The 16,216-nt window shown below is 39.8% G+C and carries 15 protein-coding genes; 4 read left to right on the top strand and 11 right to left on the bottom strand.

Annotated elements, in window-relative coordinates; all coding sequences use genetic code 11:
- Window positions 1-2: 2 nt before the first annotated feature.
- Genes mshL through EJ103_RS01765 form a run of 5 tightly spaced genes read right to left on the bottom strand, consistent with a single transcriptional unit; the run spans window position 3 to window position 4,151 of the window.
- Window positions 3-1,661 (bottom strand): pilus (MSHA type) biogenesis protein MshL, encoded by a 1,659-nt coding sequence (gene mshL, locus EJ103_RS01785; RefSeq protein WP_126005690.1) that lies wholly within the window; start codon window positions 1,659-1,661, stop codon window positions 3-5.
- Window positions 1,645-1,968 carry a hypothetical protein gene (locus EJ103_RS01780; RefSeq protein WP_064386227.1) on the bottom strand — a complete coding sequence of 108 codons (324 nt, stop codon included), beginning with the start codon at window positions 1,966-1,968 and terminating at the stop codon, window positions 1,645-1,647. The genes mshL and EJ103_RS01780 overlap by 17 nt, the downstream gene beginning before the upstream one ends.
- Window positions 1,946-2,626: an agglutinin biogenesis protein MshJ gene (locus EJ103_RS01775; RefSeq protein WP_126005688.1), complete on the bottom strand. Its 681-nt coding sequence runs from the start codon at window positions 2,624-2,626 to the stop codon at window positions 1,946-1,948. Before EJ103_RS01775 ends, EJ103_RS01780 begins: the two co-directional genes overlap by 23 nt.
- A complete protein-coding gene (locus EJ103_RS01770; RefSeq protein WP_126005686.1) occupies window positions 2,623-3,222 on the bottom strand; it encodes a PilN domain-containing protein in 600 nt (199 codons plus the stop codon). The genes EJ103_RS01775 and EJ103_RS01770 overlap by 4 nt, the downstream gene beginning before the upstream one ends.
- A complete protein-coding gene (locus tag EJ103_RS01765; protein WP_054982911.1) occupies window positions 3,219-4,151 on the bottom strand; it encodes a hypothetical protein in 933 nt (310 codons plus the stop codon). The genes EJ103_RS01770 and EJ103_RS01765 overlap by 4 nt, the downstream gene beginning before the upstream one ends.
- A 77-nt stretch (window positions 4,152-4,228) precedes the next feature.
- Between EJ103_RS01765 and EJ103_RS01760 the strand changes: the two genes are divergently transcribed.
- Window positions 4,229-5,137 carry a pyridoxal-phosphate dependent enzyme gene (locus tag EJ103_RS01760; protein ID WP_126005684.1) on the top strand — a complete coding sequence of 303 codons (909 nt, stop codon included), beginning with the start codon at window positions 4,229-4,231 and terminating at the stop codon, window positions 5,135-5,137.
- 138 nt (window positions 5,138-5,275) lie between these two features.
- Here the strand turns inward: EJ103_RS01760 and EJ103_RS01755 are convergent, their stop codons facing one another.
- The 6 genes from EJ103_RS01755 to EJ103_RS01730 form a co-directional block, all read right to left on the bottom strand.
- A complete protein-coding gene (locus tag EJ103_RS01755) occupies window positions 5,276-6,949 on the bottom strand; it encodes an EAL domain-containing protein (protein ID WP_126005682.1) in 1,674 nt (557 codons plus the stop codon).
- A 145-nt stretch (window positions 6,950-7,094) separates the two neighbouring features.
- Window positions 7,095-7,511: an arsenate reductase (glutaredoxin) gene (arsC, locus tag EJ103_RS01750; protein ID WP_126005680.1), complete on the bottom strand. Its 417-nt coding sequence runs from the start codon at window positions 7,509-7,511 to the stop codon at window positions 7,095-7,097.
- A 9-nt stretch (window positions 7,512-7,520) separates the two neighbouring features.
- On the bottom strand, window positions 7,521-8,537 hold the full coding sequence (arsB, locus tag EJ103_RS01745) for an ACR3 family arsenite efflux transporter (protein WP_029773089.1): 1,017 nt from the start codon (window positions 8,535-8,537) through the stop codon (window positions 7,521-7,523).
- 9 nt (window positions 8,538-8,546) lie between these two features.
- Complete coding sequence (arsH, locus tag EJ103_RS01740; RefSeq protein WP_126005678.1) at window positions 8,547-9,269, bottom strand: arsenical resistance protein ArsH; 723 nt, start codon at window positions 9,267-9,269, stop codon at window positions 8,547-8,549.
- A gap of 171 nt (window positions 9,270-9,440) precedes the next feature.
- Window positions 9,441-12,167 (bottom strand): response regulator, encoded by a 2,727-nt coding sequence (locus EJ103_RS01735; RefSeq protein WP_126005676.1) that lies wholly within the window; start codon window positions 12,165-12,167, stop codon window positions 9,441-9,443.
- Window positions 12,168-12,337: 170 nt separating this feature from the next.
- On the bottom strand, window positions 12,338-13,249 hold the full coding sequence (locus EJ103_RS01730) for a LysR family transcriptional regulator (RefSeq protein WP_126005674.1): 912 nt from the start codon (window positions 13,247-13,249) through the stop codon (window positions 12,338-12,340).
- 138 nt (window positions 13,250-13,387) lie between these two features.
- Between EJ103_RS01730 and EJ103_RS01725 the strand changes: the two genes are divergently transcribed.
- The 3 genes from EJ103_RS01725 (at window position 13,388) to EJ103_RS01715 (ending at window position 16,179) form a co-directional block, all read left to right on the top strand.
- The gene (locus EJ103_RS01725) at window positions 13,388-14,560 is read left to right on the top strand and encodes an MFS transporter (protein WP_126005673.1); all 1,173 of its coding nucleotides are present in this window, start codon (window positions 13,388-13,390) and stop codon (window positions 14,558-14,560) included.
- Window positions 14,561-14,629: 69 nt separating this feature from the next.
- On the top strand, window positions 14,630-15,769 hold the full coding sequence (locus EJ103_RS01720; protein WP_126005671.1) for an MFS transporter: 1,140 nt from the start codon (window positions 14,630-14,632) through the stop codon (window positions 15,767-15,769).
- A gap of 11 nt (window positions 15,770-15,780) precedes the next feature.
- On the top strand, window positions 15,781-16,179 hold the full coding sequence (locus EJ103_RS01715) for a redoxin domain-containing protein (RefSeq protein ID WP_346773399.1): 399 nt from the start codon (window positions 15,781-15,783) through the stop codon (window positions 16,177-16,179).
- Window positions 16,180-16,216: the final 37 nt, after the last annotated feature.

Here is a 16,216-nt window from a genome sequence, read left to right as displayed (position 1 = left end):
AGTTAGTTCTCATACCATGTATTTAACAACGCGCGGCTATGGGCCTGTTGCTTTTTCCAGGTGTCGGGCATCACCACCGTTGGCTTGATTAAAATAACGAGCTCTTTTTTCTCTTGGCGCTTACTAATACTTTTAAATAAATTACCTAATATTGGCACATCGCCCAAAATAGGTGTTTTCGATTCTTCATCTTCTGTGGTGGTTTGCATTAACCCACCAATTACGACTATTTCACCACTTTGAGCGCGGATCACCGTATCAGATTCACGAATATTGCTTTGTGCAAGCGGCAACTCAAAACGCTGATCATCTAATGTAATCACCTTGAGCTGCTCTTCTGTTTCAGTTACCGATGGGTGAACGTGCAAAATAACTGAGCCATATTTATCGATTTGTGGTGTGACATCTAAGGCAATTCCCGAAAAAAACGGAGTTAAATCTATTTCTGGTGACGTAGTCGTTGAAGTGCCCGTTACTGTTGTGCTCGAAACGTTAGTAACAAAGTACTCATCTTGCCCCACTTTAATCACGGCTTTTTGATTGTTTGTTGCAGTTACACGCGGGTTAGAAAGCATTTGCAGGTCGCCCTGCGTTTCAAGCAAACTAATTACGCCACTAAAGTCGCCTTTTTCAATCGTTAACGAGGAGACTCCTCCTAAAGTAGCTGAAATAGAATTACCTATGCTGCCTGCTGTTGTTGCAAACGACACCCCGCCTTCTAACCCTCTAGAAATCCGCTCCCAGTTAACCCCTTGTTGGTATTCATCTTTTAAGGTTATTTCGACAATTTTAGCCTCAAGAATAACTTGTCGCTGAAGATTTTCTTGGCTTTGACGTAAAAAGTCTTTTAACTGGTTTATTTCACTTGGTAATGCATTAACCGTAACCAAGCTTGCCTGTGGGCTGGCAACCACATAACGACCATCGTTTGAACCAATAAGCGATTTAAGAGCAACTTCAAGCTCCTTCCAAAAGTCGTTTTGGTTAATTGTTTGGATGCGAGAGCCATTTAGCTCGGTATTTTGATTATCGCTGCCAAACTGATTATTTTGGCTCGAATTATTACTACTGTTTGAGCTTGAATTTGAACTTGAGTTGTTTTGTGAAAACTGGCTCACTCCACCAGCAACTACACTTACCGTTGATTGCCCATGGCGCTGCATCATTAAATAATTAACCGGTATAGTTTCTGTGCGCATGACCGCAGGTAACACCTGCACAATACGACCTTCTTGGACAATATCTAACGGGTACATGCGTTTAATAACAGCTATAACTTCTTCAAACGTGACGTTTTTTAAATTTAAAGAAATAACTCCGCTCACCTTTGGGTGTACTGCCACGCTGTATGGAGTATCAGCAGTTAATCCATTAAAAAATGAGCTTATTTCTACCTCTTTTGCGGCTACATCAAAACGCTTTACAGCTAACTCATTTGTTAAACTTTGCTCGCTATTAAGTGATGAAAGTAAGCTTTGTGTAAGCGCGCTACTCACCTCTACTGGGGCAACACTTTTAGCATTATTGCTTATAGGAGCAAGCTCTTGTGCTATGTGTGGCTGAATCTCTTTTCCGGGCTTAAAACTATGGCACGCCGTTAAAAAAGGCGGTATTAAAATAAGCGCAAGCCATGGCTTTGTTATATTATTTTTTAATTTCATAGTCGTATAATTCTAATTTTATTTGCTTATCATCATTCGCTAACAGCACTGAATTGGCGTTTATTGTTAGCACCCGAAATTCACCTATTACATCTCCTGGCTTATACACCTGCTTAGAAATAATCGCTTTGTATTGCTTTTCGGTTTTAATAATTGACTGTAACGACAGCGCTGTATTGCTAACTGCAGCGCCTTTTAGTATTGGTGCATTGCTTGGCTGAGTGGGGTCGCGCAGTATTTCAGCTGAACTAACAGAGAAAAAACACACGCAACACACACACAAACTATAAAGCGATAAATTTTTCATTGGCACTCACCGTTGCTATTTGTAATGTTAACTCTGCATTAGGGTATGTTTGCACCTGATAGTTAAACTGCTGTATTAACAACTTTTGTTGGCTAGCTTTAAGGCCTTCTAAATACTGCTGTAAGCTAAAATAACGCCCCTGCAAAGTAACCACCATTTGGTGTTCGAAAAACAAGGTTTGCGTATCGTGCTCACCGAGCTTTTCTACATCAATTGCCTTTGCTGGGTTTACTCTAAAGCCAACCACTTGCACATCGGGGGTATTTACTAATAAATCCTTTAATACAGCAGGTACTTTGTTTGCTGAAATAAAGCCTTGGCTAAACGTGCTTAACTTATTATTTATATCTTCTAGCTCGCGCTGGGTTTGCCCTACCTGATTTCTGAGTACTTTAGTGTAGTCATGCTCTAATGCCTGAGTAAGCATAGAGAGCTGTGCTTCATTTTGATTAAGTTTTTGCCACAATATATTTTGTTCCACGCGTAAACTATTTACTGCATCTTGCTGTGGAAACACCACAAACCATAAACCTAAATAAACAATAAGAAATAAGCCAACAAACAGTACAGAATACTTTTCCCGCTGCTGTAACGCCGCAAATTGTGCTTGGTATTTAACGAATAATGGCCAGCCTTTATTTTCATTTTGCTCATTCATTGTGTTACCTCACTTGAACTAAGTTCTGTAGCCACATTAAACTCGCTCACACCATCACTGCTCGACAGCTCCAGCACTGAAAACTCCTTCCCTTTAAAAAAGCTCGATTGCTTGAGATTAGCAAGCCAAATAGGTAAAAATTTAGCTTGCTGAGTACGCCCTTTGAGCATTACTTTTTGGCCTTCAAATTTTATCCGATCAAGCCAAATTTGCGGTTCGTGGTACGCTGCCAAATCGCGCATCACATCGGCATAATCCGTTTTCGTGTGCATGGATGTGTTTTCTAAATAATCAAACACCTGCTGTTTATGCAAAATTTCTTGTTGCAGTACTTTTAGCTCATCTATCAAATGCGATTTATTTTGTTTATCAGCTAATCGCTGCTTTACCACGTTTAATTGCTGCTGCGTTTGCTTTAGATAAGCTTTGCTTTGTGTAAGTAATTGCTGGCTATTGTGCTCTTCGTATAAATAAAACAACCAAGTTAATGCAACCACTAGCAATGTACCTAGCCACAGCAACAGCATTCCTTTAAAGGGCACGGGGTCGCGCCTAACTCTAATGGCTTTTTGGTAAAAATTAATCCGTGTTTTCATAGCACTGAGTCCGGATCAGTTAATTGGTACGCTGCGCCTAATGCGTAATAAAAGCTGGGTTCGAGATCCTGTGCTAAATCTATATTAGGTTTAAAATCAACAACCTTTACTTGCAAAAATTCTGCAAGACCTGCCCTTAACGTCAAAGACGATAAATCATCGCAATGCAGCTGAATGCTTCTGATAGGAGGCTGTTTTAGTTGACTTTCAAAAAAATCCATTGATCGTTGGATCTCAAGCCCTAAGGCTTCAACCAAACCGTGTGTGCGCTCTTTATCTGAAATGCCTAAAAACCCGTTTAAACGCCTAGCTAATAAAAGCTGACCATCACGAATAATTAAAATACGCGGCTCATGCCCTGCATGTTGCACTATAAGCATGTGCGCGCTTTTATCTTCGCCAAACAAGGTCACTAAAATCATTTCTTCCGAGGTCATTGCTCTGAGCACAGGCTTTATTTTTGAAAAGCTATCAATAAAAGGCAGTAACTGTAGTTTATTAGTAATAAACACATTCATTTTACTGCTTTGCATAGGCTGAATAATGGGGTAATCGATAAAGTCGGCAACAATGTTCTCTGGTGGAATATCAACTAAGTCTTTTGTTGTCCATGGTAGGGATTGAATGATCTCTTCGTCACTCAGCATGGGTTTATCCATTTGCACTATTTGATAAAAATAATGAGGAACCACTAAATTTACAGGGCACACCTCAGCGCAAACTTCATTTGTGCAAGTTGCAATAGCGACTGTATAATCCGTTTGGTCCTCTACATTCACACTGTGTGAGTTATGTACGTACCACTGCCCTTGATTTTTTTTTAAACACACCGCGTTTACTGTATCTGCATAAGTAGCAATACCAATCGCTGTGCTTGAGTCTAAACTGCGATTTAACCAAGATAACAACGAAAACAGCTTTTTTTTCATATAGCTACTATTGTTAATAAGAGATTAATTAAGTGTCGTACAAGATTGTTAGTTTGCAAGTTTAAACGCGAGAAATAATGCTTAACTTATTTAATATTGAAAAAGAAAGTCCAATAAAACAAATAGATAGCGACTGTCTAAAAAAGAGAAACATACGGTTAAGTATAAAAAGAGATGACTTACTTCACCCGCTAATAAGTGGTAATAAATGGCGTAAGCTAAAATATAATTTACAGCAAATGCAAGCCCTTAATAAAACACAACTACTCACCTTTGGGGGGGCTTTTTCTAATCATGTTCACGCCTGTGCAGGGGCGGGTAAACTATTTAATATAAAAACCCACGCCATAATTAGAGGGCCACACTTAGATACTCAAAACCCCACCCTGCAATTTGCTAAACAGTGTGCTATGGATTTACATGCGGTTACTCGTATTGAATATAAGCAGCGCCATGACCCAGATTATTTAGCCCATTTGCAAGCACGCTTTACACAAGCCTATATAATTCCAGAAGGTGGAAGTAATACATACGCCCTGCCTGGGTGTGCTGAGCTTGCTAAAAGCTTACCAAAGCATGATTACTTAGTATGCCCCACCGGGAGTGGAGGAACACTTGCAGGCTTAATTGAAGGTAGCTATGAGGCCACACAGCTGTTAGGAATTGCGGTATTAAAACAAGCCGAGTACTTGAACAAAGAAATTACAGCACTCAGTAAAAAAGCAGCTCAGCAATCCAATTGGCAGCTACTTACTGAGTTTCATGATGGCGGTTATGGCAAATTTAGTAATGACTTATGGCAGTTTTGCCAACGCATGCAACAGCAACATAACTTACCTCTTGAACCTATATACAGCGGTAAAATGATGTATGCACTATGGCAACTTATCGAGCAAGATTACTTTGCTGCTGGTAGTCATATAATGGCGATTCATACAGGCGGTTTACAGGGGCTCAATGGGCTAAAATATCGAGGCCTGATCTAAGGCTATTAACCTCTGGGTATTAAAACATGCTTACTTAGGGCCAGTTTAACCACGGTGCAATGTGTAACCTAGTGAGCTCTACAACCGCTGCTAGAGTGGCCCTTTTGGCTGTACTTAGCTTAAAAGGATTAACTACCCTTAGTAAAACGTGACATGTGTGTATTCCTGCAAGGGCTCAGAAAAGTAAAAACCTTGTGCGGCAACTACGCCTAGTTTAGCCAACATAAGTAACTCTTTTTGGGTTTCTACACCCACCGCGTATACAGGTATATTGAGCAACTTGCTTTGCGCCACAATGTTTTTAACTTGTTTTTGTTGTTGTGTTTTTTCATCCACATTATGAACAAGCGGATAACCCAGTTTTATACCGCTAACTAATTTTTGAGAAGCAATTTGGTTAATGTGCTCCACATTCTGTACATTATCAATCACCAGCAAACTTTGTAGGGCTGTCAGTTTTTCAAAGGCGCCTGCTAGTTGCGCTTGGTACTTAATAAAGTCTGCTTCGCTAATTTCAAACTGTAACTTTCGCTTTGTCGTAAAATCTTTCATATTAGTGACAAACCAGCTCCAAAACTGCTCGTTAAACCAATTACTTATATGCAAATTAACGCTCACCGTTAGAGCACTGGGCTCAGCTAAAATAAGCTTTTTAACTTGAAGTAGCACCGCTTTATCTAACTCAAATGCTTGGTGATTGTTAAAGTCTTGATTAATAAAGTAACGCGCAGCTAATAAACCGTGCGGTTGCTGCCTAATTCTTATTAGCACTTCATGTTGTACAATATCGCCGCTGGTGATCATAAATAACGGTTGAAAGAATAAGATAAATTTATTCTTTTTAATATTTTCAATAACCTGCTTACTTGAAATTAAGTTCCCTTGCTCGTGCTGTAACGCGAGCCTATGCCAGTGCTGAATTAAGCTTTTTTCTGAAAATACTAAGGCCGACTTAGCGAGTTTAAAAATAACGGGTTGCTCAGTCGCATATCGATAATCGCACAGTCCAACCTTTATGTTTTTACGCGTTACTGTGCTTCGATAACGCTTACAAATTTGATAAACGCATTCGTGTAGGCTTTCACTGTATGTATCTAGCTTTGCTACAGGGATATTATTTAAAGTAATAGCAAGGTTGTTAGCATCAAATACATTAACTGATACTGCAGGAAGCTCTTTAAAATATTTTGCTATCAATACCTTAAAGCTTGCTTGGGTATCGGTATGTTCATCAAACACACAATCACATTTCACTATGGCAAATAAGCTATGCCGCGCTGCACTAACACCGTACATAGACTTTACTTCGCAGTTTAATGTGGTGATTTGCGTAGAAAGTTTTTTTGCAGCTTTAGTTTTGCTGTAAGGCAATGGCAGGTTCGCTGCCGGTTTTTTTACTAATACTTTCCACCATCTAACCCACCAGCTAGTGGCACCTAATATAATGATATTTAATAGTAAAAATAAGTAAGCTTGCTCCACCCAGGCAGGCCAGTGGTATAAACTTATGCTGAGCGTTTTATAGCTAAATACATCGTGCTGTATATCAACTAAGTATTTGAAGTGTTCGGCATTTGAGTGTGCAGCCAGCATAAAGCCCTTACTTTGCACCAATGCCTGCACTATTTCTTTATCGGCATTGGCATTAATTTGCAGCTCAAAAATTTGCTGCGTTAACTGCTGACCATTTTTATGAATTTTTTTATGGAGCGTATCATTTAAAAGCACATTAAAAATAATTACCACCAGCGTGAAACTGGTTAAGTAAATTATTTTTTTTTGCTCAGCAATTTTTATTAAGGCTTTATGCATAGTGCTCTCTGTGGCAACGCGACTATTTAAAGTGTTGTTCAAAATAGTCATTAGCACAAGCAGGCAAAGCAAGTTTAAATGTTTATAATTTTGCTAAACAAAAAAACCCCGTGTAAACGGGGTTTTGGCAAATAGTTTATTACTTTTAGGGTTGCTCGCCCTGCCCGTTTAATATCATTTCGCCGTCTTCTTTGTATAGCTCGCCTTTAGGCCATTGCGCTAATAGCGTTAAAACTTGCTCACTAGGGCGACATAGCTTAACCCCTTTTTCGGTGCACACTATAGGTCTATTAACCAGTATAGGGTGCTCAAGCATGGCCTCTAAAATAGCTTCGTCTGTTACATTTTCATTTAACAAGCCTAGCTCTTCAGCAGGCGATTTACTCACTCTCAACGCTGTTTTTGGTGTTAAGTTTGCTGCGGCAAATAACGCTAACAATTGAGGTTTTGTCCAGCCCTCTTTAAGGTATTCAATAACCGTGGGGTTATAGCCAGCGGCTTTAATAATCTGCAATACATTGCGCGATGTACCACAATCAGGGTTATGATGAATAACGACCATGACACTCTCCTAGTTAAACCAATGACGCGTTTTATTAGCAAAATAAACTAAGCTAAGCATAACAGGTACTTCAACAAGAACGCCCACAACGGTGGCAAGCGCAGCACCAGAGTGTAAACCAAATAATGAAATGGCTACGGCAACAGCAAGTTCAAAAAAGTTAGAAGTTGCAATCATGCAAGCTGGAGCTGCAATATTATGGGCTAGGCCCATTTTTTTTGCGGCTATATAGGCTATTGCAAAAATACCGTACGTTTGAATAAGCAGCGGAATAGCAATCAATACAATGGCTTCTGGGTTATCTATTAATGTTTGAGACTGAAAACCAAATAAAAGTGCCACCGTTGCCAGTAAGCCAATTATAGAATACGGTTTCATTACCTTTAAAAAGTGATTTAACCGTGTGTGATCTTCACCCTTATCTAACTTTTTGCGGGTAATAGCGCCTGCTATTAATGGAATAAGTACATACAAAACCACCGAGAGTAATAACGTGTCCCACGGTACCGTTATGTCTGTTACCCCTAGTAATAAACCTGCGATGGGCGCAAAGGCAAAAATCATAATAATATCGTTGATAGATACCTGCACTAACGTGTAATTAGCATCGCCTTTTGTTAATTGACTCCACACAAACACCATTGCAGTACATGGTGCTACTCCTAATAAAATCATACCGGCTATGTATTCTGTTGCCGTTTGTGGGTCGACAAAGTCTGCAAAAATGCCTTTAAAAAATAACCACCCTAGCAAGGCCATGGTAAAGGGCTTTATGAGCCAGTTGATAACGACTGTCAGTACTAAGCCTTTAGGCTTTTTGCCTACATCTTTAATAGAAGAGAAGTCAATTTGCACCATCATTGGATAAATCATAAACCAAATGAGTACAGCGATGACAATATTAACATGTGCATATTCTAGGCTTGCAACAACACTAAATACATCGGGTACGGTGTAACCGGCGACAATCCCTACCGCGATTGCCAGCGCAACCCACACCGATAAAAAGCGTTCAAATAACCCCACAGTAACCTCCTAAATGTCTTTTTGATTTACGCGTTTACTGAGCTGCTCTGATGTTTCTACTCGCTCAGAGTATCTATCAACAAAGTAATCTTTTTGGTCGCGCATTAATAAGGTAAATTTTACGAGCTCTTCCATTACATCCACAATTCGATTGTAAAAAGCGGAAGGCTTCATTCGGCCATTCTCTTCAAATTCTAAAAACGCTTTAGGCACCGATGACTGATTAGGTATTGTTAACATGCGCATCCAGCGTCCTAATACGCGTAACTGATTAACCACATTAAATGACTGCGAACCACCACAAACCTGCAGCACAGCCAGCGTTTTTCCTTGTGTAGGTCTTACGCCACCCAGGTTTAATGGGACCCAATCAATCTGGTTTTTAAACACACTCGTCATAGCACCGTGTCGCTCCGGCGAGCACCATACTTGCCCTTCAGACCAGAGCATTAAATCACGTAGCTCTTGCACCTTAGGGTGCGTCTCATCTTCACTATCTGTTATGGGTAAACCTTCAGGGTTAAATATTTTAACCTCAGCTCCAAAGTGGGTTAGCAAGCGTGCACTTTCTTCTATAACTAACTTGCTATATGAGCGAGCTCTTAGCGATCCGTATAACAATAAGATTTTAGGTTTATGAGATGAAAACGTTAGCGTGAAATCCTTAACGGTAGGCGGAGTGCTTTGTGAAAGTTCTAAATTAGGTAGCTCGTGTTCAATTGATTTACTCATAATCCTTAACCTTGTAGTTCTATAGCGAACTAAACATATATGAAAAAACGAATATATGAAATTTCACATATTAAAAGGTGTGAGTCAAACCCTATTTATATAAATTTTACGTTTGGTTTTTTAACGTTGCGGGCGTTAAAGCCTGCTATTAAAGGTAGGTAATTGATAAATTTATTTATTTAAGCAATTAAGTATTGTATCGCGTAATGTTTTAGCTTTTATTGGTTTAGCAACATGTGCATTCATACCAATAGATAGGTAGTGAGTAATATCATCTTTCATTACGTTTGCAGTTAACGCAATGATAGGCATAGAGGCAAGCGCAGTATTGCTATCACTGCGTATTACTTTAGTCGCTTCTACACCATCCATAATGGGCATATGAATATCCATTAAAATAATATCAAACGTTTCTAATTTTACGGTTTGTATGCATTCTAAGCCATTTTCTACTACGTGCACTTGCGCCCCACTGGCGGCTAATATATCGGATACAATTAACCTGTTTATGGCGTTATCTTCCACAACGAGTATTTTTACCCCTTGCAGTGGCTTTTCGGTGGCAGGTTTATGGGTATTACTTGTAGAAGGGCTAACCACTTTGCTTTTCATCGCTTCAAATAACACGCTGGTAAGCACAGGCTTATGCAAAATAGTTTTAATGTTTATTTTTTTAGCTATGTCGTAAATTGCGTCGTTTTTGCTTGCTGTAAGTACAATAATATTGTTGCAAAGTTGTGGGTTTACGTTGTAAATGCGGGTAAAAAACGTTTCACTGCTCATGGTCGGCATTTCACAATCAACAATAATAATTTTATAAGTGTTTATATTTTTTTTAATTATCTCTATTGCATCACTTGCCTGCGTGCAAGGTGTACAACGCAGCCCCATTGCACTAAGCTGACTTTTAATTAAGCTTAAATCATCTTCGTTATCATCTATTAGTAATACATCAAATGGTTCAGCAAATGATAACTGTGGGCTGTCTTCTATTAATGCTTGGGTGTTTACCTCAACGTTTATGGTAGCAATAAACTCACTGCCTTCACCTTGCGTGCTGCTTACAGAAATATCGCCACCCATTGCTTGGCATAAACGTTTACTAATGGCTAAGCCTAACCCAGTTCCCCCGTATTTTCGGGTTGTAGAGCTGTCGGCCTGAGTAAATGATTCAAACAAGTTAGGTAAGCTTTTTGCATCAATACCAATGCCGGTGTCTTTAACACTAAAGCGTAAAACAGTACTTTTGGTGTCATGGGGGGCTTCTTCTGCGTCTATTTGCACCGAAACAGCTCCATTAGAGGTAAACTTAATCGCGTTAGAGCACAAGTTAATTAATACTTGGTTTATACGCACCACATCGCCAACTAAGTTATGTTTCACGTTATCGCTAATATTAATCTCAAACGCAATACCTTTACTCCGCGCCCTATTTTCAAATGTGGTCGTTATATAATCGACAACCGCGTTTAACGAAAATGCAAAGGCCTCGAGTTTGATATTTCCTGACTCGATTTTTGAAAAATCTAAAATGTCATTAATAACCACAAGCAATTGATCTGACGAGTACTTTATTTTTTCTAAATATTGTTTATCTTCTTCAGGTAAGTTTTTGCCCAATAAAATATTTGTCAGCCCTATAATGCCACTCATTGGGGTTCTGATCTCGTGACTCATATTGGCTAAAAATTCAGATTTTGACGAGGTAAGTTGCTCTGCTTCTTCTTTAGCTTGTAATAGCTCTTTAGTGCGTTGCTCTACACGCGATTCAAGTCGTAGCTTTTCTTCATCAAGCGCGTTTACAAGCTGAATGCGGCGGCGGTTTAACCGTAATACAAACACTAAAAAAGCGCTCAATACAAAAATAGTAATGGCGGCGCTGTAAATTAACACTTTATTTTGTTCAAAGTAACTCGGCTTGTAATAAGCAATAATCGATTTTTCTGGCAGGCTTTGCGGGGCAACATTATATTTTTTTAGCTGTCGCCAATCGTATTTATGAACACTTAATTTTTCATCGCTTATAGTAGGTAACACGTTATTTTCACTGTAAGAAATAATAGCTTCACCCACGCGTTTACCTATTTTCTCACCTGATAAAACATAACCACCCACTACACCTGAGCCCAACAAAACTTCCCAGTAGCTAAAAATGGGGGCGTTACTGTGCTGAGCGAGTATGCTGACGAGCTGATACGGGCTAATCGACTTATTTTCGTAATTTCTAAATATAGGGGTAAATAAAATAATAGCGTCTGAAGGCGCATTTTTTACTTTTGTCATCAGTTCAGCAGCCGGAAGATCAAACCATTGCTCAACTTCTAAATACGAAAAATCTTGGCTGATAATATTAAACAGCCCTGTATAAAAGTTTATACCTATTTCATTTTTAGTATCTAAGATGACTATGAGCTTTTTAGGTTTCATTAAATTAACCGCGCTGGCGGTTGCTTGCTTGTAGTCTAACTTAGCCTGCATTGAGGCATTATTAGTGTTTGCCGGTAGCCTAAACTGTTCGCCAGGTTCTAAATAAATTTTTGGTGTGCTAGTAAAAAAATCATTCAATTGCGATATTAACGTGGCAGCTGAGGGGGATTGCGTGACAATTATATCTATGCGCTTATTTTTATATTTTTGCTTAAGGTAGTCGCTCATTAATTGCGTTTGAGTGGCCTCATCAAAGCGCCCTACATCAATGTTTTCAACAAAAAGCTCATAGTCAAAAGTCCGTGTTGATAGCTCGCTATTTAAGCCCTCTTCAACACTTTTATGCCAAGGCATATGTTGGTTGGTAGAATTGATAAATAAGACATTGGTAATTTTAGAATCCGGTTGAGCGCTTACCGGCAAACTGGCAAATTGAAAAACAAGAAATAAAAATAAAATAATGGCTTTCATGTTTCTCATAGTTGCTTGAAGTGATTAGTACCACTAGAGTAGATGTTAATTAGTTACAAATCAATTAAATGAGATGTAAATTACAAAGGTGTATTTGCGTTTTTTCGCATTTACGCCTCGCTAATTATTGCGGCGCATAAGTTAGCTAAAAGCGCTTTTATAAAGCCAACTCAATTACGCATGCTAAGCTGAATTTCTGCTTGGGCATTAAGTGCCATTTCTACAAACGCTTGCGTGGTAGCACTGCTGTTAATTTGCTTGTATTGCAGCTGCAAATAAATTTGTGTGTCGACCTTTTCTAACTCTATAAAATGGCACCCCTCGCTATATAATTTACTTACACAATAAGGCGCTATAGCTAACCCTAAACCAGCGGCAACCTCTGTTACTAAGGTTTGCATATGCCTTGGCTGACTAATAATGTTAGGTGAAAAGCCAGCGCGCTTGCAACGAGTAATAATTTCATCAAACAACCCTAAGGCTTCGTCGCGATTAAAAAGAATAAACGGCTCATTTTTAAGGGTTTTCAAATCAATAGTTTGCGCCGATGCAAAGGGATGATTTTTGTTGACCACCGCTACGAGGCGGTCAACGTACATAGTTTCACTTATAAACTCATCGGCTATGGTGCTTGGTAACGGCCGAGAAAACGCGACATCTACCCGTTCGTTTTTAAGGGCCTCTATTTGCTCGGTCGCGGTCATTTCTAGCAAGGTAACGTGAACATTAGGAAACTGCGACTTATACGTTCGGATTAATTTGGCCAAAAATGTTAAACACGCAGAGCTTAAATACGCAATACTCAGCGAGCCTAACTGCCCGCTATCGACCAGTTTAACCTTATTTTTAGCCCGCTCTGTAAGCGCTAAAATTGCCGTGGCATCTTTAACTAACTGCTCTCCCGCTTGCGTGATCGACACTTCCCGAGAGTTACGGATAAACAAGCTAACACCTAGCTGCTCTTCTAACGAAGAAATATGGCGACTTATAGCGGGTTGAACAGTATGTAGCTCTTGAGCCGCTTCGGAAAAGCTCAAGTGCTTAGCCACTGCAATAAAACTTTTTAATATTTTTATATCCATGTACTACTCAAATTTGCTCTGTATGAGAGGTATAACAACAGCTATACGTTATTTGTATAGATTCCATCAAATTTAAACATTTCTAACATCAAGCATCTCCCTCTATCATTCGCCTACCTTTTAATGTTGGAGAGCAAAATGTCCCAGGTAACGCAGAGTGCCTCGTTAAGTCGCTTTATTTTATTGTTAATGACAACCGCCATTGCAGCAACCGCTGCAAACCTATATTACAGCCAGTCAATTTTACCCCTGATTGGTAACGAGTTTAATTTAACGGATTCACAACTTGGTAGCATTCCCGCATTTACTCAATTTGGTTACGCTTTTGCCCTATTGTTTATTTCGCCGCTGGGGGATTCTATTGCGCGTCGTCGCTTAATAAGCATTTTATCGGGCTTACTGGTTATTGCATGTAGTTTTACCGTATTTACACCTAACTTACCGCTGTTATTAATGTCGGTATTTTTAATAGGGGTAAGTGCCAACATTACCCAGCAATTAATCCCTTTTGCGGCATCACTTGTATCTGCTGAAAATAAAGGGGCGACATTGGGCACCTTAATGATGGGTCTAACCATTGGTATTTTACTTTCACGCACGTTAAGCGGTTTTGTAGGAGAACACTTTGGTTGGCGTGGCGTATTTGTTATGTCTGCAATATTAGCTGCGCTATTTGGTGTACTACTTAGGCTCTTTTTACCCCTAAATAAACCACACACTAGCTTACGTTACTGGCCGCTACTTAAAAGTACAGTGGCGTTATTTAAACTGCACAAACCACTACAAGTGTTTACTTTAACTGGCGCGCTTTGGTTTGCTGCTTTTAATGTACTATGGGCTACTTTAGCTATTTATGTCAGTGATGCACCTTTTAACTACAATGCCCAAGAGGCCGGATTATTTGGCATCATCGCATTAGCTGGCGTAATAGGGGCTAAGTCTTCGGGTAAGTGGGTCAATGCGCTGGGCTCTAAAAAATTAGTCATGATAGTACTCACACTTGCCGCAATTGGTTTTGCTATTACAGGCGTTTTTTTAGGAAACCTAATAGCCCTAATTATCGGTATTATTTTAATCGACTTCGCTATTTTTAGCGCACAAGTAGCCAATCAAGTCCGCGTATTTAGCATAGACCCAAGCGCACAAAGCCGTATTAATGGTGTTTACATGCTCGGCTACTACTTAGGCGGCGCCTTTGGCTCAATTATTGGTGTGAAAGCCTTTGCTTTGTACCAGTGGCCTGGCGTAGTCGTCCTTAGTGTAGTGTTAATTACCATCAGCGCTGCTTTTAACTCTCTCGCAAAAAAATAACCGCCATTAACTCCTTGCAACTAAGCGTAAGTACCCCTTAGTTGCCCCATTTAATAACAGAGAATACTTATGAATAAACTCAATAACGCAGGAAGCTACACTTTGCTGTGTATAGCTTGCTTAACAATCATGGTGGGTGCATTGGTTGCACCTGGTTTAATCAGTATATCAACAGCCCTAAATGTTGCTGACAGTGCGGTATTTTTAGTGACCTTACCGGCTTTAGGGGCTGTTATATTTGCGCCTATTGCAGGTAAATTAATTGATAAATATGGCGCTTACCGTTCATTAATTATTGGCTTATTTTTATACGGCTTTTTAGGTGCAAGCGTGTATTGGTTACAAGGGCCGCTGTTGGTTTTTGCTAACCGTATTTTACTTGGCGGTGTTACCTCAATTGTTATGGCCGGATGTACCGTTTTAATATCACAGTGGTACTTTGGTAAAGCGCGCCTAGGCATGCTTGCTAAGCAAGGCATGGCAATAGAGCTAGGTGGCGTTATATTTCTATTTATAGGTGGCTTACTTGCTGTGCAGCATTGGGCTTTACCATTATCGTTGTACCTTATTTCTTGGGTATTTTTAGCCATGTTGCTACTTTTTGTGCCGCGTAATCACCCTCAAGCACAAGAGGCACAAGCAACACGAGAGCACGTAATATCAAATAATGGCTTGTCTCTTAAGCATGTGTATTCGCTGGCTGTGCTTGCAATGGTCACGTTTTTTAGCGCAATTGTTTTACTACCCAGCACAATGCATGCGCAAAATTATAATGAAGAACAAGTAGGGTTTTTACTCTCTTTCATTTCGTTAGTGGCTGTTGTTGGGGCACATTTTATGCCTCAGTTAACTAAAAAAATGGGCGAGCAAAAAGTACTTGCGCTGGCATTTATAGGCTATGGGGCATCATTTGCTTTCTTTTTACAAACGGGTACAGCGTTATTGGTAATAGGCGCTGTGTTTAGCGGTATTGGCTTTGGTTTTAGCATCCCACTATTAAACCATATGACCGTAGAGCGTAGCGCAGCCTCTGTTCGCGGTCGTAACCTCTCTTATTTCACAATGGCTGTTTTTTCTGGGCAATTTTTAACATCGTTTGTTGAATATATCCCCGGAGGCACTCGCAATATTTTTATTAGCTGTATCAGCTTATGTGCACTCACTGCGCTGTACTTATTTGTTAAAAAAAATCATTCACAATCAGTATAAAAGAGGTTTTTATGTCAGAGTCATTTAAATTAATAGCCGGTAATTTTTTTCCAACAGTTACTGCACACTTGCTCGATGGGACAACCGCAGATCTATGTAAGCCGCACGGTGGCGCCGAGTGGCAAATGCTCGTGGTATACAGAGGCAAGCACTGCCCGCTTTGTATGCGTTACTTAAATTTACTAGAAGCGCAATTACCCGCATTAAAGGAACTTGGCGTAAGCGTTTGTGCTGTTTCTGCAGATAACCGCGCACAGCTAACACAAAGCATGAACACGCTCGCGGTTAGCTTTCCTATTGCGTATGGTTTAACACAGCAGCAAATGAAACAACTTGGCTGTATATTTCCTCACCTCGCTCTGAGCAAGAAACCGACCACAACTTTGCAGAGCCCGCTATTTTTGTCGTAAATGAGCAAGGGATATTGCAAGCAGTAAATATTTCTAA

It is taken from the genome of Pseudoalteromonas sp. Xi13, assembly GCF_003952205.1.
GTDB classification, from domain to species: Bacteria; Pseudomonadota; Gammaproteobacteria; order Enterobacterales; family Alteromonadaceae; genus Pseudoalteromonas; species Pseudoalteromonas atlantica.
This window is presented reverse-complemented; position numbering and strand designations above follow the sequence as displayed.

Bases quoted from the DNA above. Each gene is read 5' to 3' on its own strand.
- mshL (WP_126005690.1), bottom strand. From the start codon at position 1,661: ATGAAATTAAAAAATAATATAACAAAGCCATGGCTTGCGCTTATTTTA.
- EJ103_RS01715 (WP_346773399.1), top strand. From the start codon at position 15,781: ATGTCAGAGTCATTTAAATTAATAGCCGGTAATTTTTTTCCAACAGTT.
- EJ103_RS01770 (WP_126005686.1), bottom strand. From the start codon at position 3,222: ATGAAAACACGGATTAATTTTTACCAAAAAGCCATTAGAGTTAGGCGC.
- EJ103_RS01760 (WP_126005684.1), top strand. From the start codon at position 4,229: ATGCTTAACTTATTTAATATTGAAAAAGAAAGTCCAATAAAACAAATA.
- EJ103_RS01765 (WP_054982911.1), bottom strand. From the start codon at position 4,151: ATGAAAAAAAAGCTGTTTTCGTTGTTATCTTGGTTAAATCGCAGTTTA.
- arsC (WP_126005680.1), bottom strand. From the start codon at position 7,511: ATGGTCGTTATTCATCATAACCCTGATTGTGGTACATCGCGCAATGTA.
- EJ103_RS01730 (WP_126005674.1), bottom strand. From the start codon at position 13,249: ATGGATATAAAAATATTAAAAAGTTTTATTGCAGTGGCTAAGCACTTG.
- EJ103_RS01720 (WP_126005671.1), top strand. From the start codon at position 14,630: ATGAATAAACTCAATAACGCAGGAAGCTACACTTTGCTGTGTATAGCT.
- EJ103_RS01775 (WP_126005688.1), bottom strand. From the start codon at position 2,626: ATGAATGAGCAAAATGAAAATAAAGGCTGGCCATTATTCGTTAAATAC.
- EJ103_RS01755 (WP_126005682.1), bottom strand. From the start codon at position 6,949: ATGCATAAAGCCTTAATAAAAATTGCTGAGCAAAAAAAAATAATTTAC.
- arsH (WP_126005678.1), bottom strand. From the start codon at position 9,269: ATGAGTAAATCAATTGAACACGAGCTACCTAATTTAGAACTTTCACAA.
- EJ103_RS01735 (WP_126005676.1), bottom strand. From the start codon at position 12,167: ATGAAAGCCATTATTTTATTTTTATTTCTTGTTTTTCAATTTGCCAGT.
- EJ103_RS01725 (WP_126005673.1), top strand. From the start codon at position 13,388: ATGTCCCAGGTAACGCAGAGTGCCTCGTTAAGTCGCTTTATTTTATTG.
- EJ103_RS01780 (WP_064386227.1), bottom strand. From the start codon at position 1,968: ATGAAAAATTTATCGCTTTATAGTTTGTGTGTGTGTTGCGTGTGTTTT.